General features: G+C 66.6%; 17 protein-coding genes and 1 tRNA gene. 10 read left to right on the top strand and 8 right to left on the bottom strand.

From position 1 onward, the window contains the following. The 4 genes from B3T77_RS16375 to B3T77_RS11510 all read right to left on the bottom strand — a co-directional run. Nucleotides 1-130: DUF6538 domain-containing protein (locus B3T77_RS16375; RefSeq protein ID WP_414633156.1), on the bottom strand; the 130-nt coding region annotated here is incomplete at its 3' end. A 179-nt stretch (nt 131-309) separates the two neighbouring features. Further along, a tRNA-Arg gene (locus B3T77_RS11520) sits at nt 310-386 on the bottom strand. A 171-nt stretch (nt 387-557) separates the two neighbouring features. Further along, the gene (locus B3T77_RS11515) at nt 558-1,355 is read right to left on the bottom strand and encodes an SDR family oxidoreductase (RefSeq protein ID WP_165114607.1); all 798 of its coding nucleotides are present in this window, start codon (nt 1,353-1,355) and stop codon (nt 558-560) included. Next, nucleotides 1,352-1,657 carry a 4a-hydroxytetrahydrobiopterin dehydratase gene (locus B3T77_RS11510; protein WP_017504996.1) on the bottom strand — a complete coding sequence of 102 codons (306 nt, stop codon included), beginning with the start codon at nt 1,655-1,657 and terminating at the stop codon, nt 1,352-1,354. Before B3T77_RS11510 ends, B3T77_RS11515 begins: the two co-directional genes overlap by 4 nt. 154 nt (nt 1,658-1,811) lie before the next feature. Between B3T77_RS11510 and B3T77_RS11505 the strand changes: the two genes are divergently transcribed. Genes B3T77_RS11505 through B3T77_RS11490 form a run of 4 tightly spaced genes read left to right on the top strand, consistent with a single transcriptional unit; the run spans nt 1,812 to nt 5,409 of the window. After that, the gene (locus B3T77_RS11505) at nt 1,812-2,513 is read left to right on the top strand and encodes a Crp/Fnr family transcriptional regulator (RefSeq protein WP_055754686.1); all 702 of its coding nucleotides are present in this window, start codon (nt 1,812-1,814) and stop codon (nt 2,511-2,513) included. A 51-nt stretch (nt 2,514-2,564) separates the two neighbouring features. Next, nucleotides 2,565-3,353, top strand: a complete 789-nt coding sequence (locus B3T77_RS11500; protein ID WP_292079724.1) for a class I SAM-dependent methyltransferase — start codon at nt 2,565-2,567, stop codon at nt 3,351-3,353. After that, nucleotides 3,341-4,921: a 2-polyprenylphenol 6-hydroxylase gene (gene ubiB, locus B3T77_RS11495; RefSeq protein ID WP_292079722.1), complete on the top strand. Its 1,581-nt coding sequence runs from the start codon at nt 3,341-3,343 to the stop codon at nt 4,919-4,921. The genes B3T77_RS11500 and ubiB overlap by 13 nt, the downstream gene beginning before the upstream one ends. Before the next feature lie 14 nt (nt 4,922-4,935). After that, nucleotides 4,936-5,409 carry a hypothetical protein gene (locus tag B3T77_RS11490; RefSeq protein ID WP_292079720.1) on the top strand — a complete coding sequence of 158 codons (474 nt, stop codon included), beginning with the start codon at nt 4,936-4,938 and terminating at the stop codon, nt 5,407-5,409. A gap of 3 nt (nt 5,410-5,412) precedes the next feature. Here B3T77_RS11490 and arfB read toward each other — a convergent pair whose 3' ends face one another. The 4 genes from arfB to B3T77_RS11470 all read right to left on the bottom strand — a co-directional run bounded on the left by arfB (nt 5,413) and on the right by B3T77_RS11470 (nt 9,214). Then, complete coding sequence (arfB, locus tag B3T77_RS11485) at nt 5,413-5,817, bottom strand: alternative ribosome rescue aminoacyl-tRNA hydrolase ArfB (protein WP_292079719.1); 405 nt, start codon at nt 5,815-5,817, stop codon at nt 5,413-5,415. Beyond that, the gene (locus B3T77_RS11480) at nt 5,814-6,272 is read right to left on the bottom strand and encodes a YaiI/YqxD family protein (RefSeq protein ID WP_292079717.1); all 459 of its coding nucleotides are present in this window, start codon (nt 6,270-6,272) and stop codon (nt 5,814-5,816) included. Before B3T77_RS11480 ends, arfB begins: the two co-directional genes overlap by 4 nt. 123 nt (nt 6,273-6,395) lie before the next feature. Next, the gene (locus B3T77_RS11475) at nt 6,396-7,736 is read right to left on the bottom strand and encodes an amidohydrolase family protein (RefSeq protein ID WP_292079715.1); all 1,341 of its coding nucleotides are present in this window, start codon (nt 7,734-7,736) and stop codon (nt 6,396-6,398) included. Continuing rightward, nucleotides 7,736-9,214, bottom strand: a complete 1,479-nt coding sequence (locus tag B3T77_RS11470) for an amidohydrolase (protein WP_292079712.1) — start codon at nt 9,212-9,214, stop codon at nt 7,736-7,738. Before B3T77_RS11470 ends, B3T77_RS11475 begins: the two co-directional genes overlap by 1 nt. A gap of 149 nt (nt 9,215-9,363) precedes the next feature. Here B3T77_RS11470 and trmB point away from each other — a divergent pair, with 149 nt between their 5' ends. The 6 genes from trmB to B3T77_RS11440 form a co-directional block, all read left to right on the top strand. Beyond that, nucleotides 9,364-10,080: a tRNA (guanosine(46)-N7)-methyltransferase TrmB gene (gene trmB / locus B3T77_RS11465; RefSeq protein WP_066553702.1), complete on the top strand. Its 717-nt coding sequence runs from the start codon at nt 9,364-9,366 to the stop codon at nt 10,078-10,080. Nucleotides 10,081-10,115: 35 nt separating this feature from the next. After that, a complete protein-coding gene (locus tag B3T77_RS11460) occupies nt 10,116-10,610 on the top strand; it encodes a DUF1993 domain-containing protein (RefSeq protein WP_066553704.1) in 495 nt (164 codons plus the stop codon). Between the two features lie 139 nt (nt 10,611-10,749). Next, entirely contained in the window at nt 10,750-11,349 is a 600-nt protein-coding gene (gene rimP, locus B3T77_RS11455; protein WP_292079708.1) for a ribosome maturation factor RimP, read from the top strand. Further along, entirely contained in the window at nt 11,349-13,082 is a 1,734-nt protein-coding gene (gene nusA / locus B3T77_RS11450) for a transcription termination factor NusA (protein ID WP_066625070.1), read from the top strand. Before rimP ends, nusA begins: the two co-directional genes overlap by 1 nt. 18 nt (nt 13,083-13,100) lie before the next feature. Next, entirely contained in the window at nt 13,101-13,760 is a 660-nt protein-coding gene (locus B3T77_RS11445) for an RNA-binding protein (RefSeq protein WP_292079705.1), read from the top strand. A gap of 108 nt (nt 13,761-13,868) precedes the next feature. Then, on the top strand, nt 13,869-14,243 hold a 375-nt coding region (locus tag B3T77_RS11440), incomplete at its 3' end, for a translation initiation factor IF-2 associated domain-containing protein (RefSeq protein WP_292079703.1).

Raw genomic sequence — 14,243 nt, 5'->3', positions numbered from 1 at the left:
AAGCGCGACGCTTGGCGACCGTGGGGCTGTCCGTCCCCAACGATCTCCAGATTTCCTTCTTGCCGACGACCCCGCGCAAAGACTCGGGAACACGTCGCCGATAGTGAATCTGACCGCGTTTCTCGACCAAATGCGTTCGAACAATGTGTAGACGCTTTGTGTAGACGCTGCTTTGACGATTAACCCAATGATTAGAGGGCGTTAGGCCATGATCGTCGGTGGAATTGTGTAGACAGGTTGTGTAGACATCGCCGCAAAACGGTCCCGCAGACGGTAAACCTGTAGCGTTTTCAATAGGTTTTGAGGAAGTGGCGCACCCGACAGGATTCGAACCTGTGACCTCTGCCTTCGGAGGGCAGCACTCTATCCAGCTGAGCTACGGGTGCGTCGGCCGGCGCGACGCCGGAACAGGCCGCTTACAGCATGGCGCAAGCGGCCTCAATCCCGAATGCGCGGATGACGACCGGATGGCCGCCATCAATCACCGACAAGGAAGGCCAACGGCTCAAGCAGCGCGAAGCGCGATAGGCCCAAAAAGAAAGCAGTAGGGCGCCGCCCTACTGCGCCGTCATGCCGCCGTCGATCTTGAACTCGGACCCGGTGACGAACTTGGATTCGTCGGACGCCAGATAGAGGACGCAGTAGGCGACGTCGTCGGGTTCGCCGATCCGCTTCAAAGGAATGCCACGCGCGAGGCGCTCGTGCGCCTTGTCCTCGTCCCCGCCGGCCATGGCGATGAAGGGATCCAGGATGGGCGTCTTGATGAAGACGGGATGGACCGAGTTGCAGCGCACGTTCCATTCGGCCTTGGCGGCCTCCAGCGCCAGCGTCTTGGTGTACATCCAGACCGCCGCCTTGGTGGCGTTATAGGCGCCCATGCCGGGGGCGGCCGCGAGCCCTGCGATCGAGGAGATGTTGATGATCGAGGCCGGAGCCGAGGCGCGCAGATGCGGCATGGCGTGTTTGGCCCCCAGCATGATGGAGCGCAGATTGATCTCGTACTGACGCTGCCAGTTCTCGATAGTGTCCTGCTCGACGAAGGCCAGGGGGCCGCCGACGCCGGCGTTGTTCACCAGCACCGACAGGCCGCCGAGATCGGCGACAGCGGCGGCGATCACGCCTTCCCATTCGGCCTCGCTGGCCACGTCGTGGGCATAGGCGAAGGCGGCGTCCGGAACTTCCGCATTGATCCGGCTCGCCAAGGCTTGAGCGCGTGCGGCGTCGATGTCGGTGACGGCGACGCGGGCGCCCTCGCGGGCTAGCATGAAGGCCATGGCTTCGCCCAGGCCGCCGGCCGCGCCGGTGATCAGGGCCGTCTTGCCGGCGACGCGGCCGGAACGCGCGGAGCCGCTCACGACTTCACCCCCATGCCGGCGGCGGCGTCGTCAATGAAGCGGGCCAGGGTCACGTCCTTGTCCGTCACGCCATCGGCGTCGTGGGTGGTGAGCAGGATCTCGACGCGGTCGTAAACATTCGACCATTCGGGATGGTGGTCCATCTTGTCGGCCATCAGGGCGACGCGGGTCATGAAGCCGAAGGCGGCGTTGAAATCCGCGAACTTCAGCGTCCGCGTGATGGCCGGGCGATCGCCGTCATGCGCGCGCCAGGCAGGCAAATCCTTCAGCGTTTCCGCTACGTCAAGCCGTGTGTCGGTCATCGCGTTTCCTCTTTTTCTTTGGCGTAGGGCGCCTGATGGATGGCGGCAAGCGGCGAAGCCGCGCGGATCGTTTAGGGAACCCATGGTCAAGCTTGTGCATTGATCGAGCAGCGATCGTCGCTCTTCGGCGTCATCGGTCGCCAGCGGGGTTAGGATGGAAAATCTCTGGATCGCCGCTCTGGATGCGGCCGACCGCAAGCGGATCGAACCGCATCTGAAAGAGCGCGAGATCACACGCGGCCAGATGCTCTATGACGCCGGCGAGGCGGTCGATCAGGTGTGGTTTCCGATCAAGGGCGTGGTGTCGCTGATGACCATCCTGCCGGATGACAAGATGGTGGAGACGGCCGCCATCGGGCGTGAAGGCCTGATCGGCGTGACCTGCGGGCCGTTCAACGCCCGCGCCGCCAGTCGGGCCATTTCGCAACGCGACGGGATCGCGGCCCATTGCTCGGCCGAGGTGTTCGGTGAGGCGCTGGAAGACAGCGAGACTCTGCGCTCGGCCCTGTCGCGCTTCACCGAAGGTTTGATGGCGCAGGTGCAGCAGGCGGCCGCCTGCAACGCCCAGCACCGGCTGGACGAACGGTTGGCCCGCTGGCTGTTGATGCTTCACGACCGGGCCGAGGACGACCGGATCGATCTGACGCAGGCCGATATCGCCGGCATGCTGGGCGTGCGTCGCGCCACGGTGTCGGAGGTCGGCACGGTACTGGAGCGCAAGTCGCTGATCCAGCGGGGACGCGGCTGGGTCAGGGTGCTGGATCGCGACGGTCTGGAGGCGGCGTCGTGCGGCTGTTACGGCCTCATGCGCGACGTGATGAAGGATTTGAAACTGCCGCAGCCCGAAGCGGCCTGATCGGGTGTCTCATCGGATGACGGGGGCGCTGCGACGCGCTAGACGACGACTATGACCGACGCCTCCTCCCACGGCCCGCATTCGTCGGGTGATCGTTCTTCCTTCGGCTTTCGCGACGTGGATGCGCGCGAGAAGGTGAAAATGGTGCGCGGGGTCTTCGATTCCGTCGCCTCCAACTACGATGTGATGAACGACCTGATGAGCGTCGGCGTCCACCGCATCTGGAAGGACATCGCCGCAGCCAAGCTGAACCCGCGTCCGGGCGAGACCATTCTGGACATCGCGGGCGGCACCGGCGACATGGCGCGTCGCTATTCCAGGATGGCGCGCGCAGCCCAGGAGCGGCGCGGCGGCGAGGACGCCAATGTCATCGTGCTGGACTACAACGCCGAGATGATCCTGGCGGGCGTCCACAAGGGCGGCGAACCGGAGATGCAGTGGAGCGTCGGCGACGCCATGAACCTGCCGCTGCCTGACGCCTCGGTCGACGCCTATTCGATCAGTTTCGGCATCCGCAACGTGGCCCATATCGACAAGGCCCTGGCCGAGGCGCGCCGGGTGCTGAAGCCGGGCGGTCGGTTCCTGTGCCTGGAGTTCTCGCGCCCCACGACCACGCCGATCCGCAAGGTCTATGACGCCTGGTCTTTCCACGCCATTCCGCGCATCGGCGGCTGGGTCGCCAAGGATCGCGACAGCTATCAGTATCTGGTCGAGAGCATCCGTCGCTTCCCCGATCAGAATACGTTCAAGGGCATGATCGAGGACGCCGGCTTCCGCCGCGTGTCCGTCACCAATCTGTCGGGCGGGATCGCCGCCATCCATCACGGGTGGGCGATCTGACCAGCCGGATCTATCGCACGGCCCCGCCGCCGCCCGCGACGGTCGCGGTCCAGAACCCGGTTGCGTCCTTCCTGCGCCTGCTGGGCTGGCTGTGGGTCTTGGCGCGTCATGACGCCCTGATCCCGCGCGAGGTGACCCATCTGCTGCCGGCCTGGACGCGGCCGTTTGCTCGGTTCGTGCAACTGTTCTCAGGTCGAGCTGGCCGCCAGGGTCGGCCGGGCCAGAGGCTGGGCAAGGCGTTCGAACATCTGGGCCCCGTGGCGATCAAACTGGGTCAGGTTCTGGCCACGCGCGCCGATATCTTCGGGCTGGAATTCGCGCGCGACCTTGGCCGATTGAAGGACGCCCTGCCGGCCTTTTCGCTGGAAGAGGCGCGGCGCGAGATCGAGAAGTCGCTGGGTCGTCCGGCCGAAAGTCTGTTCATCGACCTCAGCCCGCCGGTCGCCGCCGCCTCCCTGGCTCAGGCGCACCGCGCGACCTTGGCTGATGGGCGGGCCGTCGCGGTCAAGGTGCTGCGGCCGGGGGTCGAGCGGCGGGTCGCCAATGGCCTGGATTCAATGCGGCTGGCCGCGCGGCTCGTCTGGCGGCTCGTGCCGATGGCGCGGCGGCTGGAGCCGTCCGCCTTTGTCGAGACCATCGCCAACTCCCTTGATTTGGAGCTGGACATGCGGCTGGAGGCCGCCGCCGCCAGCGAGATGGCCGAGGTTCTGGCCAAGGACGGATATATGTCCGCGCCGGCCGTGATCTGGGACGGGGTGGGCAAGCGCGTGCTGACGCTGGAGTGGGCGCAAGGCGTGCCCATGACAGATCCGGCGCTTACGGACCTGCCAGGATTGGACAAGGATCAGTTGGCCGACAATGTCGTGCGGGCCTTCCTGGTGCAGGCGTTGGACCATGGTGTGTTTCACGCCGACCTGCACGAGGGCAATTTGTTCGCCAGCGCTCCGGCCCATCTGACCGCCATCGACTTCGGCATCGTCGGGCGGCTGGGACCGGCCGAGCGGCGCTATCTGGCCGAGATCCTGTGGGGCTTCATCAGCCGCGACTACGACCGGATTTCGCGCGTGCATTTCGAGGCCGGCTACGTGCCGCCGCACCATTCGGTCGAGACCTTCGCTCAGGCGCTGCGCGCCGTCGGCGAACCGGTGATCGGCCGCGCCGCCAGCCAGGTGTCGATGGGCCGGCTCCTGGGCCAGTTGTTCGAGATCACCGCCCTGTTCGACATGCGGCTGCGGCCCGAACTTATCCTGCTGCAAAAGACCATGGTCTCGGTCGAGGGCGTGGCGCGCCGGCTGCAACCCGATCACGATCTGTGGAAGGCCGCTCAGCCGGTGGTCGAACGCTGGATCCGGCGCGAACTGGGACCGCAGGCCCAGGCGCGTGATGCGATCAACGAAATGATCGCCGCGGCCCGCGCCATCTCGCGCCTGGTTCAGGAGTCTCCGCGCCCGGCGGCGGTGATCATCGAAAAGTCGGGAACTCCGGCTTGTGTGGCGGCTTCAGTCACGGTCGCGGTCATCGCGGCCCTGGCGGCCCTGGGCCTTTCGCTCTGGCCCTATCTGACCTGACCGGAGCTTTTGCTATGAAGCCGACCCTGATGAAGACCGCTATCGCAGCAGCCGTGCTGCTGGCGCCCGTGTCCGCCCTGGCTCAGGCCGCCGCCGGCGCCGTGCCGAACGCCTTCGACCGCCCGGCTCAAACCGCAGCGCCTCAAGCCCGCCCTGCCGCTGCGCCCGCAACGGCGTCCGCCGCCCAAGCTCCCGACATCGCGCGTTCGGAAGAGGCCTTGCGGGCCGTGATCGCCGGCGCCCAGGGGACTGGCTTCGATTATTCGGATTTCACGACGGGTCTTGGGACCCAGATCCGGCAACAGGAGGCCCAGGTGGTCCCGCTGATCAAAGGCTTCGGCGCCGTCAAGACGGTCGAATACGTCAAGCAGGAAGGCGAGGCCCAGATGTTCAAGGTCACCTTCGACAATCAGGTCACCGAATGGCTGATCGGCTTCGACGCCGAGGACAAGATCGCCGCCCTGCTGTTCCGCCCTGCCCAGAGTTGATCGTCAGTCCAGCGAAGGCTTGCCGCGCCCCGACTTGATCGAGGCGCGGGTCGTCTTGGCCTTGAGACGGCGTTCCTTGGACGCCTTGGTCGGGCGTGTCGGCACGCGATAGACGGGGCGGATCGAGGCCTCGTCGACCATGGCCTGAAGCCGTTCGATGGCGTCGGCGCGATTTCGCTCCTGGGTGCGATGACGCACGGCGGTGACCAGGATCACTCCTTCCAGCGTCAGCCGACTTCCGGCCAGCTTCATCAGCCGCGCCTTGACCGGGTCGGTCAGCGACGGCGAGTTCTTCACATCGAACCGCATCTGGACGGCGGTCGAGACCTTGTTGACGTTCTGCCCGCCCGGACCGCCCGCGCGGTAGAAGTGAAACTCCAGCTCGTCCTCGGGGATGACGGTGGTCATGTCGCCGCCTTGCGCGCCTTGACCACAGCCTGATCCAAGGCCTGCAAGAAACGCGAACGATCGGCGGCCGAAAACGGCGGCGGGCCGGAGGTCGCCACGCCCATCGACCGCAGATGCTCGCCCACCATCCGTCCCGCCAGGGCCGAGCCGATGGAGTCCGGGGTGAAGGGCTGTCCGTTCGACTTCAGCGCCTGGGCGCCCGACTTCAGACACCGGTCCGCCAAGGGGATATCGGCGGTGATGACCACGTCGCCCACGCCCGCCCGCTCGGCGATCCAGTCGTCGGCGATGTCGGGGCCGGCGTCCACCAACACCTGTTCGATCAGCGCCTCGCGCGGAACCTGCATCCAGGTGTTGGAGACGACATAGGTCTTCAGCCCGTATCGGCGCGCGACGCGATAGACCTCCTCCTTCACGGGGCAGGCGTCGGCATCGATGTAGAGAACCGTGGGCATACTTGGTTGGGCCTATCGCGCTTCGCGCTACTTGAGGCCCAGCATAGTGAGTTCGCACAGCGCCCCAACCAAAAAGGGCGGGACCGTGCGGCCCCGCCCTTTCCGTTCAGACCAAAGCGGTCCTCAGTTGCGATACGCCGGCGGCATCGGCGTCTGCTGGCGATAGCGGTCGCGCAGCATCAGCGGGCGGCTGGTCAGGGGCTGTTCGACGCCATTGACGAAAACGGCCGACGGTTGGCTAAGCGGCTCCAGCGGATCGCCGGACCAGACCACGACGTCACCCGCTGCGCCCGGTGCGATCTGGCCGAACTGCCCGGCCATGCCGAAGATCTTCGCCGGATTGACCGTCAGGGCGGCGATGGCGGCGCCGTAGGGCAGGCCGTGCGAGACGGCGTTGCCGGCGTTGTAGCGGGCCTCGCGGGCGCGGTGGGTCGAGCCTTCGTTGCCCTTGATGGCGATCAAGACACCCGCCGCATTCAGGGCCGCCGCATTCTCCGCCCGCGCCGCCCGCATCTCGAAATCGCTGGGCAGGTTGGAGATGGGGTTCAGCAGCACCGGCACGCCGGCTGCGGCGATGTCGCCGGCGACCAGCCAGCCTTCCTCGGTGCCGTCCAGGATCAGTTTGATCCCTTCCTCGCGCGCCAGGCGCAGAACCTGCTGAATATCCGAGGCGCGGTGGACGGTCACGATCAGCGGCATCGTCCCGTTGGCGACGGGGATCAGAGCCTCAAGATCGGCGCGCGACAGGCTGAGGTCGCGCAGGCCCGCCCGCTCATAGGCCGACTTGTTGCGGGCATAGAGGCGGACCTCCGACAGCGTCTCCTTGAACAGGACGAACTGCGCCCCGCGCGCCCCGCCGGCGATGTCGGCGCCCGCTTCACCGAAGGGGGCGACCATGGCCACGCGCGGCTTGACCAGGATGTTGGATCCCTGGCCCAGATTGATGATCGCCGCCTGACCCGCGAACAGGCCCGGCGTCTGATAGCCGCCGTCGCCGGCGCCGGCCGTCTCGTCCTCATGGACATGGCCGCCGGAAGAGCCGGGATGCTGGGGCACGACGATGGCGCGGGTGATGCCGCCCAGCCGCGCCACCGGCAGGGTGAAGGACCAGGGGTCCAGACCGTACGAGATGTCGAAGGCGGCGCTGAGGGTATTGGCGCTGTTGCGCAGTTCGTTGGTGCCGCTGACCGAGCCGACCTCGGTTCCGGCCAGGCCGGAATCCACGGCGACGAAACCGGGCGCGACGGTCTTGCCCGCCGCGTCGATGACGCGGGCGCCGGACGGCGCTCCGCCTGAGCCCACCGAAACGATCTTACCGTCGCGGATCACGACCGTGCCGTTCTCGATGACGGAGTCGCCGGTCAGGATGCGCCCGCCGACAATGGCGACGGTTTCCTGCGCCATCGCAGGAACGGCGAGAGACAGGGCCGCGACGGCGCCCGCGAGGATGTGAGACAGGCGCATCAGCGGGCTCCTTCCGTGACGTTGGCGGCGGTCAGGCCATAGCCCGGCTGACCCAGTTCGAAGTCGCTGGTCGGTTGATAGGCGGGGTTGCTGCGATCAAAGGTCAGGGCGCCGTCGATGAAGACCTGATCGGCGCGGGCGTAGATCGAAAAGGGATCGGCGCTCCAGATCACCACGTCGGCGCGCTTGCCGGGCTCCAGCGACCCGGTCTGGTCGGCGATGCCGATGGCCTTGGCGGCGTTGGAGGTGATCCAGCCGATGGCGTGTTCTTCGGAAATATTCAGCCCGGCGCGGCGACCGGCCGACAGGGCGGCCGCGGCTTCCTGGTTGAGCCGTTGGGTCAGTTCGGCGTCGTCGGAGTGGATGACGGCGCACGATCCCTGCTGGGCGTCGACCAGAGCGGCGTTCTCCTCAATGGCGTCCAGGGCCTCCATCTTGAAGCCCCACCAGCCGGTCCACATGGCCGCGCAGATGCCGTTGGCGGCCAGTTGCGGCGCCAGCTTGTAGGCCTCGGTCGCGTGGTGGAAGGTGGTGATGCGGTAGCCGAACTCCTTGGCCATATCCATCATCAGCGCCATCTCGTCGGCGCGGTAGCAGTGGTTCTGGATCAGGATCGAGCCATCCAGAACGCCCATCAGGGTCTCGTTCTGAAGGTTGCGGGTCGGGGCGGCGCCTTCGCCGTCCTCGCGCCACTTGTCCCATTTGGCCTTGTAGTCGCGCGCGGCGATGAAGGCGGCGCGATAGCCAGCCATATTGCCCATGCCCGTCGCCGGGCTCTGGTTGCGCCCGCCATAGACGCGCGACGGGTTCTCGCCGCAGGCCATCTTGACCGTATAGGGCGCGGCCGGGAACTTCAGCCCCTGCATGGTGATCGAGGGCACGTTGCGGATCGTCACGCCGCGTCCGCCGAACAGATTGGCCGAGCCGGGCAGGATGTGAAGCGTGGTCACGCCGCCGGCGCGGGCGGTGTTGAAACCGGGGTCCTGGGGCCACAGCGAATGTTCGGCCCAGACCTGGGCGGTGTTCGGGCTGGTCGCCTCGTTGCCGTCGCTCATGCCCGAGACGCCGGGAGACGGATAGACGCCCAGGTGGCTGTGCACGTCGATGACGCCGGGGGTGACATAACGGCCGCGCGCCTCGACGACGCGATAGCCGGAAGGGACGGGGGTCGAGGCGTCGCCGACGGCCGCGATCTTGCCGTCCGTGACCACGACCACGCCGTTCTCGATCTTGCGATCCGTGCCGGTCAGGACGGTTGCGCCGACCACGGCGAAGTTCTCGCGCGGCAAGGGCTGATAGGTGGAGGGATAGGGATCCAGCGTCGTCGCGGGATCCAGACCGGCGGCCAATGTCCGCTCCTTCGACGGTTTCGCGGCCGTATCATCAGGGGTTGAGCTGGTGGTGGCGCAGGCCGACAGGCCCAGCACGGCGCATGTAATGGCCGCGAGGCTGACGCCCCGCAGATGATGTCCGATCATCGAAATCCCTCTCCCGCGAAGCGTCAGCCCCGACGCCGCTTGTGATCGGCATAGAAGGGCGTTCGGCCGCGACCGTCAAAAGGTTTCGGCGTTCGTCTTCTGGACGCTAGTTCTGGACGCTTTGGCCGGCGACGGCTAACGGCAGACGCATGAACGCCGATGACCATCCCGAGGACGAAAACCCGCATCTCGACCGCCCGCTGCGATCGTTCGGCCGCATCAAGGCCCGCCCCATTAAGCCCCGCCAGGCGGCATTGATGGAGACCCTGCTGCCCGAGATCGCCGTGCCCGATCCCAAGGCCGGGCCGCTGGACCCCAAGACGATGATGCCCGAGGCGACCGAGGTCTGGCTGGAGATCGGCTTCGGCGGCGGCGAGCATATGGCCGCCCAGGCGGCGACGCGGCCCGACGCCCTGGTGATCGGCTGCGAGCCCTTCCTGAACGGGGTCGCCTCGGCCCTGCGTCACGTGGAAGAGGGCGGACTGAAGAACGTCCGCATCCATGCCGACGACGCGCGCGACCTGGTCGACGCCCTTCCGGACGCTTCGGTCGATCGGGTGCTGATCCTGTTCCCCGACCCGTGGCACAAGGCGCGCCACAACAAACGCCGTCTATTGCAGGACGAGACGGCCCAGGCCTTCGCCCGCATCCTGAAGCCTGGCGGGACCCTGCGCTTCGTCACCGATTGGCTGGACTACGCCGAATGGGCGCTGGAGCGGCTGAACCGCACGCCGGGACTGGAGCGGATCGGCTCCGCGGATCAGGACTGGTTCGTCCCGCCTGCCGATCACGTCGTGACCCGCTACGAAGAAAAGAAGCTTGGCGACACGACCCCGGTCTTCCTTGAATATCGGCGCGTCGATTAGCAGCTAAGGGGTCGTTCCAACCGGACCTGACCTCCATGGCCTTTTCGATCTACGACGCCTCGGCGCCCGTCTTCGTGCGTACGCTGAACAATCTGTCGGCCTTGCTCGACAAGGCGCTTGCCCAGGGGTTCGATGAGGCGGCCCTGATGGAGGCGCGTCTCGCCCCGGACATGAACCCGTTCCCAGCCCAGGTGCGCACGGCGGCGTTTTCGGCGCGGGCCTGCGTCGCCCGGCTGGTCGGACAGGACTGGCCCAAGACGGACGATACCGAAGCGTCGTTCGCCGAGCTGAAGGCCACCATCGCTCTGTCCATCGCCTATATCGAAAGCGTGCCCCGCGATGCCTTCGAGGGCGCCGAGACGCGCGAAGTGGTGCTGAAATTCCCTGGCGGGCAGCACGAGTTCAACGGCGTCGATTATCTGACGGGGTTTGCGCTGCCGAACTTCTTTTTCCACGTCACAATGACCTACGCCCTGTTGCGCGCGGCGGGCGTCGAGATCGGCAAGCGCGACTATCTGGGGCCGCGCTGACGGCGGGTTTGATCGCGGGGGGCTGACAACCCCTTTCGGTTGGCCTATATGGCGCTCACATCGTTAGACCGGCGTCCAACGGCGTCGTTCCAAGCGGCGGCCCGGACGGACCGCCGCTTTTGTTTTGGATATTTGTCGCTTGCGCGTAAGAACCGCCCAGGATCGCCAACTGCTGGACCTGATCGACCCCATCGCGGAGTCGTTGGGCCTGGACGTCGTGCGCGTGCGCCTGATGACCGGCTCCAAACGTCAGCGCCTCCAGATCATGGCCGAGCGGCCGTCCGACCACGACATCTCGGTCGAACAATGCGCCAAGCTGAGCCGCGCGGTGTCGGAAGTGTTCGACGCCGCCGACCCCATCCCCGGCGAATATATGCTGGAGGTGTCGTCGCCCGGCATCGACCGGCCCTTGACCCGTCCCATCGACTTCGACCTGTTCGAGGGCGAGGAGGCGCGTCTGGAAACCGACCGCATGATCGAGGGCCGCAAGCGGTTCAAGGGCGTGCTGGCCGGCTATGAAGACGGCAACGTCCTGATCGACCTGGACGGCGAGGACGATACCGCCCTGATCCCCTTCGACTGGCTGAGCGACGCGAAGCTGGTCCTGACCGACGCCCTGATGAAACGGGGCGCCGCCATTCGCGCCGCACGCGGCGAACCCGAAGACGACGGCCTTCCCGAAGGGGAAGCCTCCGACCTGACAACCGACACCACGACCCCTTCTGAGGACAACGCCTGATGGCCGTCACCGGTATTTCCGCCAACCGCCTCGAACTGCTGCAGATCGCCGAGGCCGTCGCCCGCGAGAAGAACATCGAGCGCGAAATCGTCATCGAGGCGATCGAAGAAGCGATTCAGAAGGGCGCCAAGTCGCGCTACGGCGCGCACCACGACATCCGCGCCAAGATCGACCACAAGACCGGCGAGTTGTCGCTGACCCGTCACGTCACCATCGTCGAGGACGACTGGATGCCGGAAGACGAGCTGGAAGAGTTCAACGACAGCGCCATGGTGCGCCTGAAGGACGCCTCCAAGCGCGATCCGGAGGCGGTGGTCGGCAAGGAATACGTCGAGAACCTGCCGCCGTTCGAGTTCGGTCGGGTGCAAACCCAGATGGCCCGCCAGGTCGTGACCGGAAAGGTCCGCGAGGCCGAGCGCGCCAACCAGTATGAAGAGTTCAAGGATCGCGTCGGCGAGATCGTCAACGGCACGGTCAAGCGCGTCGAATACGGCAACACCATCGTCGACCTGGGTCGGGGCGAAGGCGTCATGCGCCGCGACCAGTCCATCCCGCGCGAAGTGTTCAACATCGGCGACCGAATCCGCACCTATATCTACGACGTCCGGCCCGAGGCCAAGGGGCCGCAGGTCATGCTGTCGCGCGCCCACCCCGGCTTCATGGCCAAGCTGTTCGCCCAGGAAGTGCCGGAAGTTTATGACGGCGTGATCGAGATCCGCGCCGCCGCCCGTGACTCCGGCTCGCGCGCCAAGATGGCCGTCCTGTCGAACGACAGCTCCATCGATCCCGTCGGCGCCTGCGTCGGCATGCGCGGCTCGCGCGTTCAGGCGGTCGTCGCCGAACTGCAGGGCGAGAAGATCGACATCATCCAGTGGAATCCGGACGAGCCGACCTTCATCGTCAACGCCCTGGCCCCGGCCGAAGTCTCCAAGGTCGTGCTGGACGAAGAAGCCGGTCGCGTCGAAGTGGTCGTGCCGGACGAGCAGCTGTCGCTGGCCATCGGCCGTCGCGGCCAGAACGTCCGCCTGGCCTCGCAGCTGACCGGCTGGCAGATCGACATCATCACCGAGGCTCAGGACTCCGAGCGTCGTCAGCGCGAGTTCGCCGAGCGCACCGGCCTGTTCCAGGAAGCCCTGGACGTCGACGAAGTCATCGCCCAGCTGCTGGTCACCGAAGGCTTCGCCACGGTCGAAGATCTGGCCTACGTCGATCCGTACGAAGTCTCCGAGATCGAAGGCTTCGACGAAGAAACCGCTGAAGAGCTTCAAGCCCGCGCCCGCGAATATCTGGACAAGAAGGCCGCCGAGCTGGACGCCAAGCGCGTCGAACTGGGCGTCGAGGACGGCGTGCTTCAGGTGCCGGGCGTCACCCTGCCCATGGCCGTCGCCCTGGGCGAAGGCGGCGTGAAGACGGTCGAGGATCTGGCCGACCTGGCCACCGACGAAATCCGCGGCGGCTATGAGGTCAAGAACGGCGAGCGGGTGAAGGTCCCCGGCGTGCTGGAAAGCTTCAACCTGGCGCAAGAAGACGCTGAGCTGCTGATCCTGCAGGCGCGCGTGGCCGCCGGCTGGATCGACGCTTCGGAACTGCCGCAGCCCGAGCCGGAAGAGTACGAAGAAGAGGGCGATTACGCCGAGGGCGAATACGATCCGGACCAGGTGTTCGGCGACGCGCCTGCCGAAGACGACACGGCCGAGGGCGAAGAGTCCGACGCCGAACCGTCGAACGCGTGATGGGAGACCTGGCCACATATGAGCTTGCGCGACGCAACGATCGATAGGGAACGCCGGGACCTCGTCTCTCACGAAGTCATGGACGAATCTCGTCTGATCCGTTTCGTCGCCGGGCCCGATGGCCAGGTGGTCCCCGACCTGGGCAGGAAACTGCCCGGACGCGGCCTGTGGGTCGAAGCCAGCCGCGCCTCGGTCGAGGCGGCGGTCAAGAAAAACGGCTTCACCCGCGCGGCCAAGACCAAATTGACCGCCCCGGCCGACCTGGCCGATGTCATCGAACGGCTGCTGGCAAGGCGCTGTCTCGACCAGCTGGGTCTTGCCCGGCGCGAAGGCGTTCTTATATCCGGCTTCGAGAAAACCGCGGCGAGCCTGCGTGCGGGCAAGGCCGCCTGGGTGCTGGAAGCCGCCGATGGCTCGGCCGACGGGCGCGGAAAGATCCTCGCCCTGGCCCGTCATCAGACCGCCAAGATCTGCGGCGCGTTCACGGCGGACGATTTGAGTTTGGCCCTTGGGCTGGAAAATGCGATACACGCCGTCCTGCTTGCGGGCGGACGCGCCGATCGCTGGACCATCGAGGTCGAACGACTGGCTGGATTTCGGCCGCTTCGCCCCCCTCACTGGGACGTTTCCAGTGTCGAGGACGGATCGGCGGGAGCACCCCCGACAGGGGCGAGCTGAGGATTTTAGCGGCCGATGGCCTGTCTCCAAGGGCGGAGACGGGCTCACGGTCGTTCATGGGTATTAGATGAGGACGGCGGGCCTTTCCGCCCCGAGTAAAGCGACCGGATGAGCGACGAAAACGACAAGACCAACCAAGGCCAGGGCAACACGGGCGGCACGCCGTCCCAGACGGGGCCGCGCGCTCCGCTGAGCCTGAAGCCGCGCGTTGTGGGATCGGTGCCGACCGGCACCGTGAAGCAGAGCTTCAGCCATGGCCGATCCAAGACGGTGGTGGTCGAGACCAAGCGCCGCGCCGGCGGCGGCGGACCGCAACGTCCGCAGGGCTTCGATGTCGCGCGTCCTCAACAGGCCGCTCAGGCGCCGCGTCCGCAAGGTCCGCGTCCGTCGCAACCCGCCGGCGGCGCCCTGTCGGCCGAGGAGCAGGAAGCCCGCCGTCGCGCCATCGCCCTGGCCACGCAAGCGAACGCCGCCAAGGCTGAC

Source organism: Brevundimonas sp. UBA7838 (genome assembly GCF_002500885.1).
GTDB lineage: Bacteria > Pseudomonadota > Alphaproteobacteria > Caulobacterales > Caulobacteraceae > Brevundimonas > Brevundimonas vesicularis_C.
This window is presented reverse-complemented; position numbering and strand designations above follow the sequence as displayed.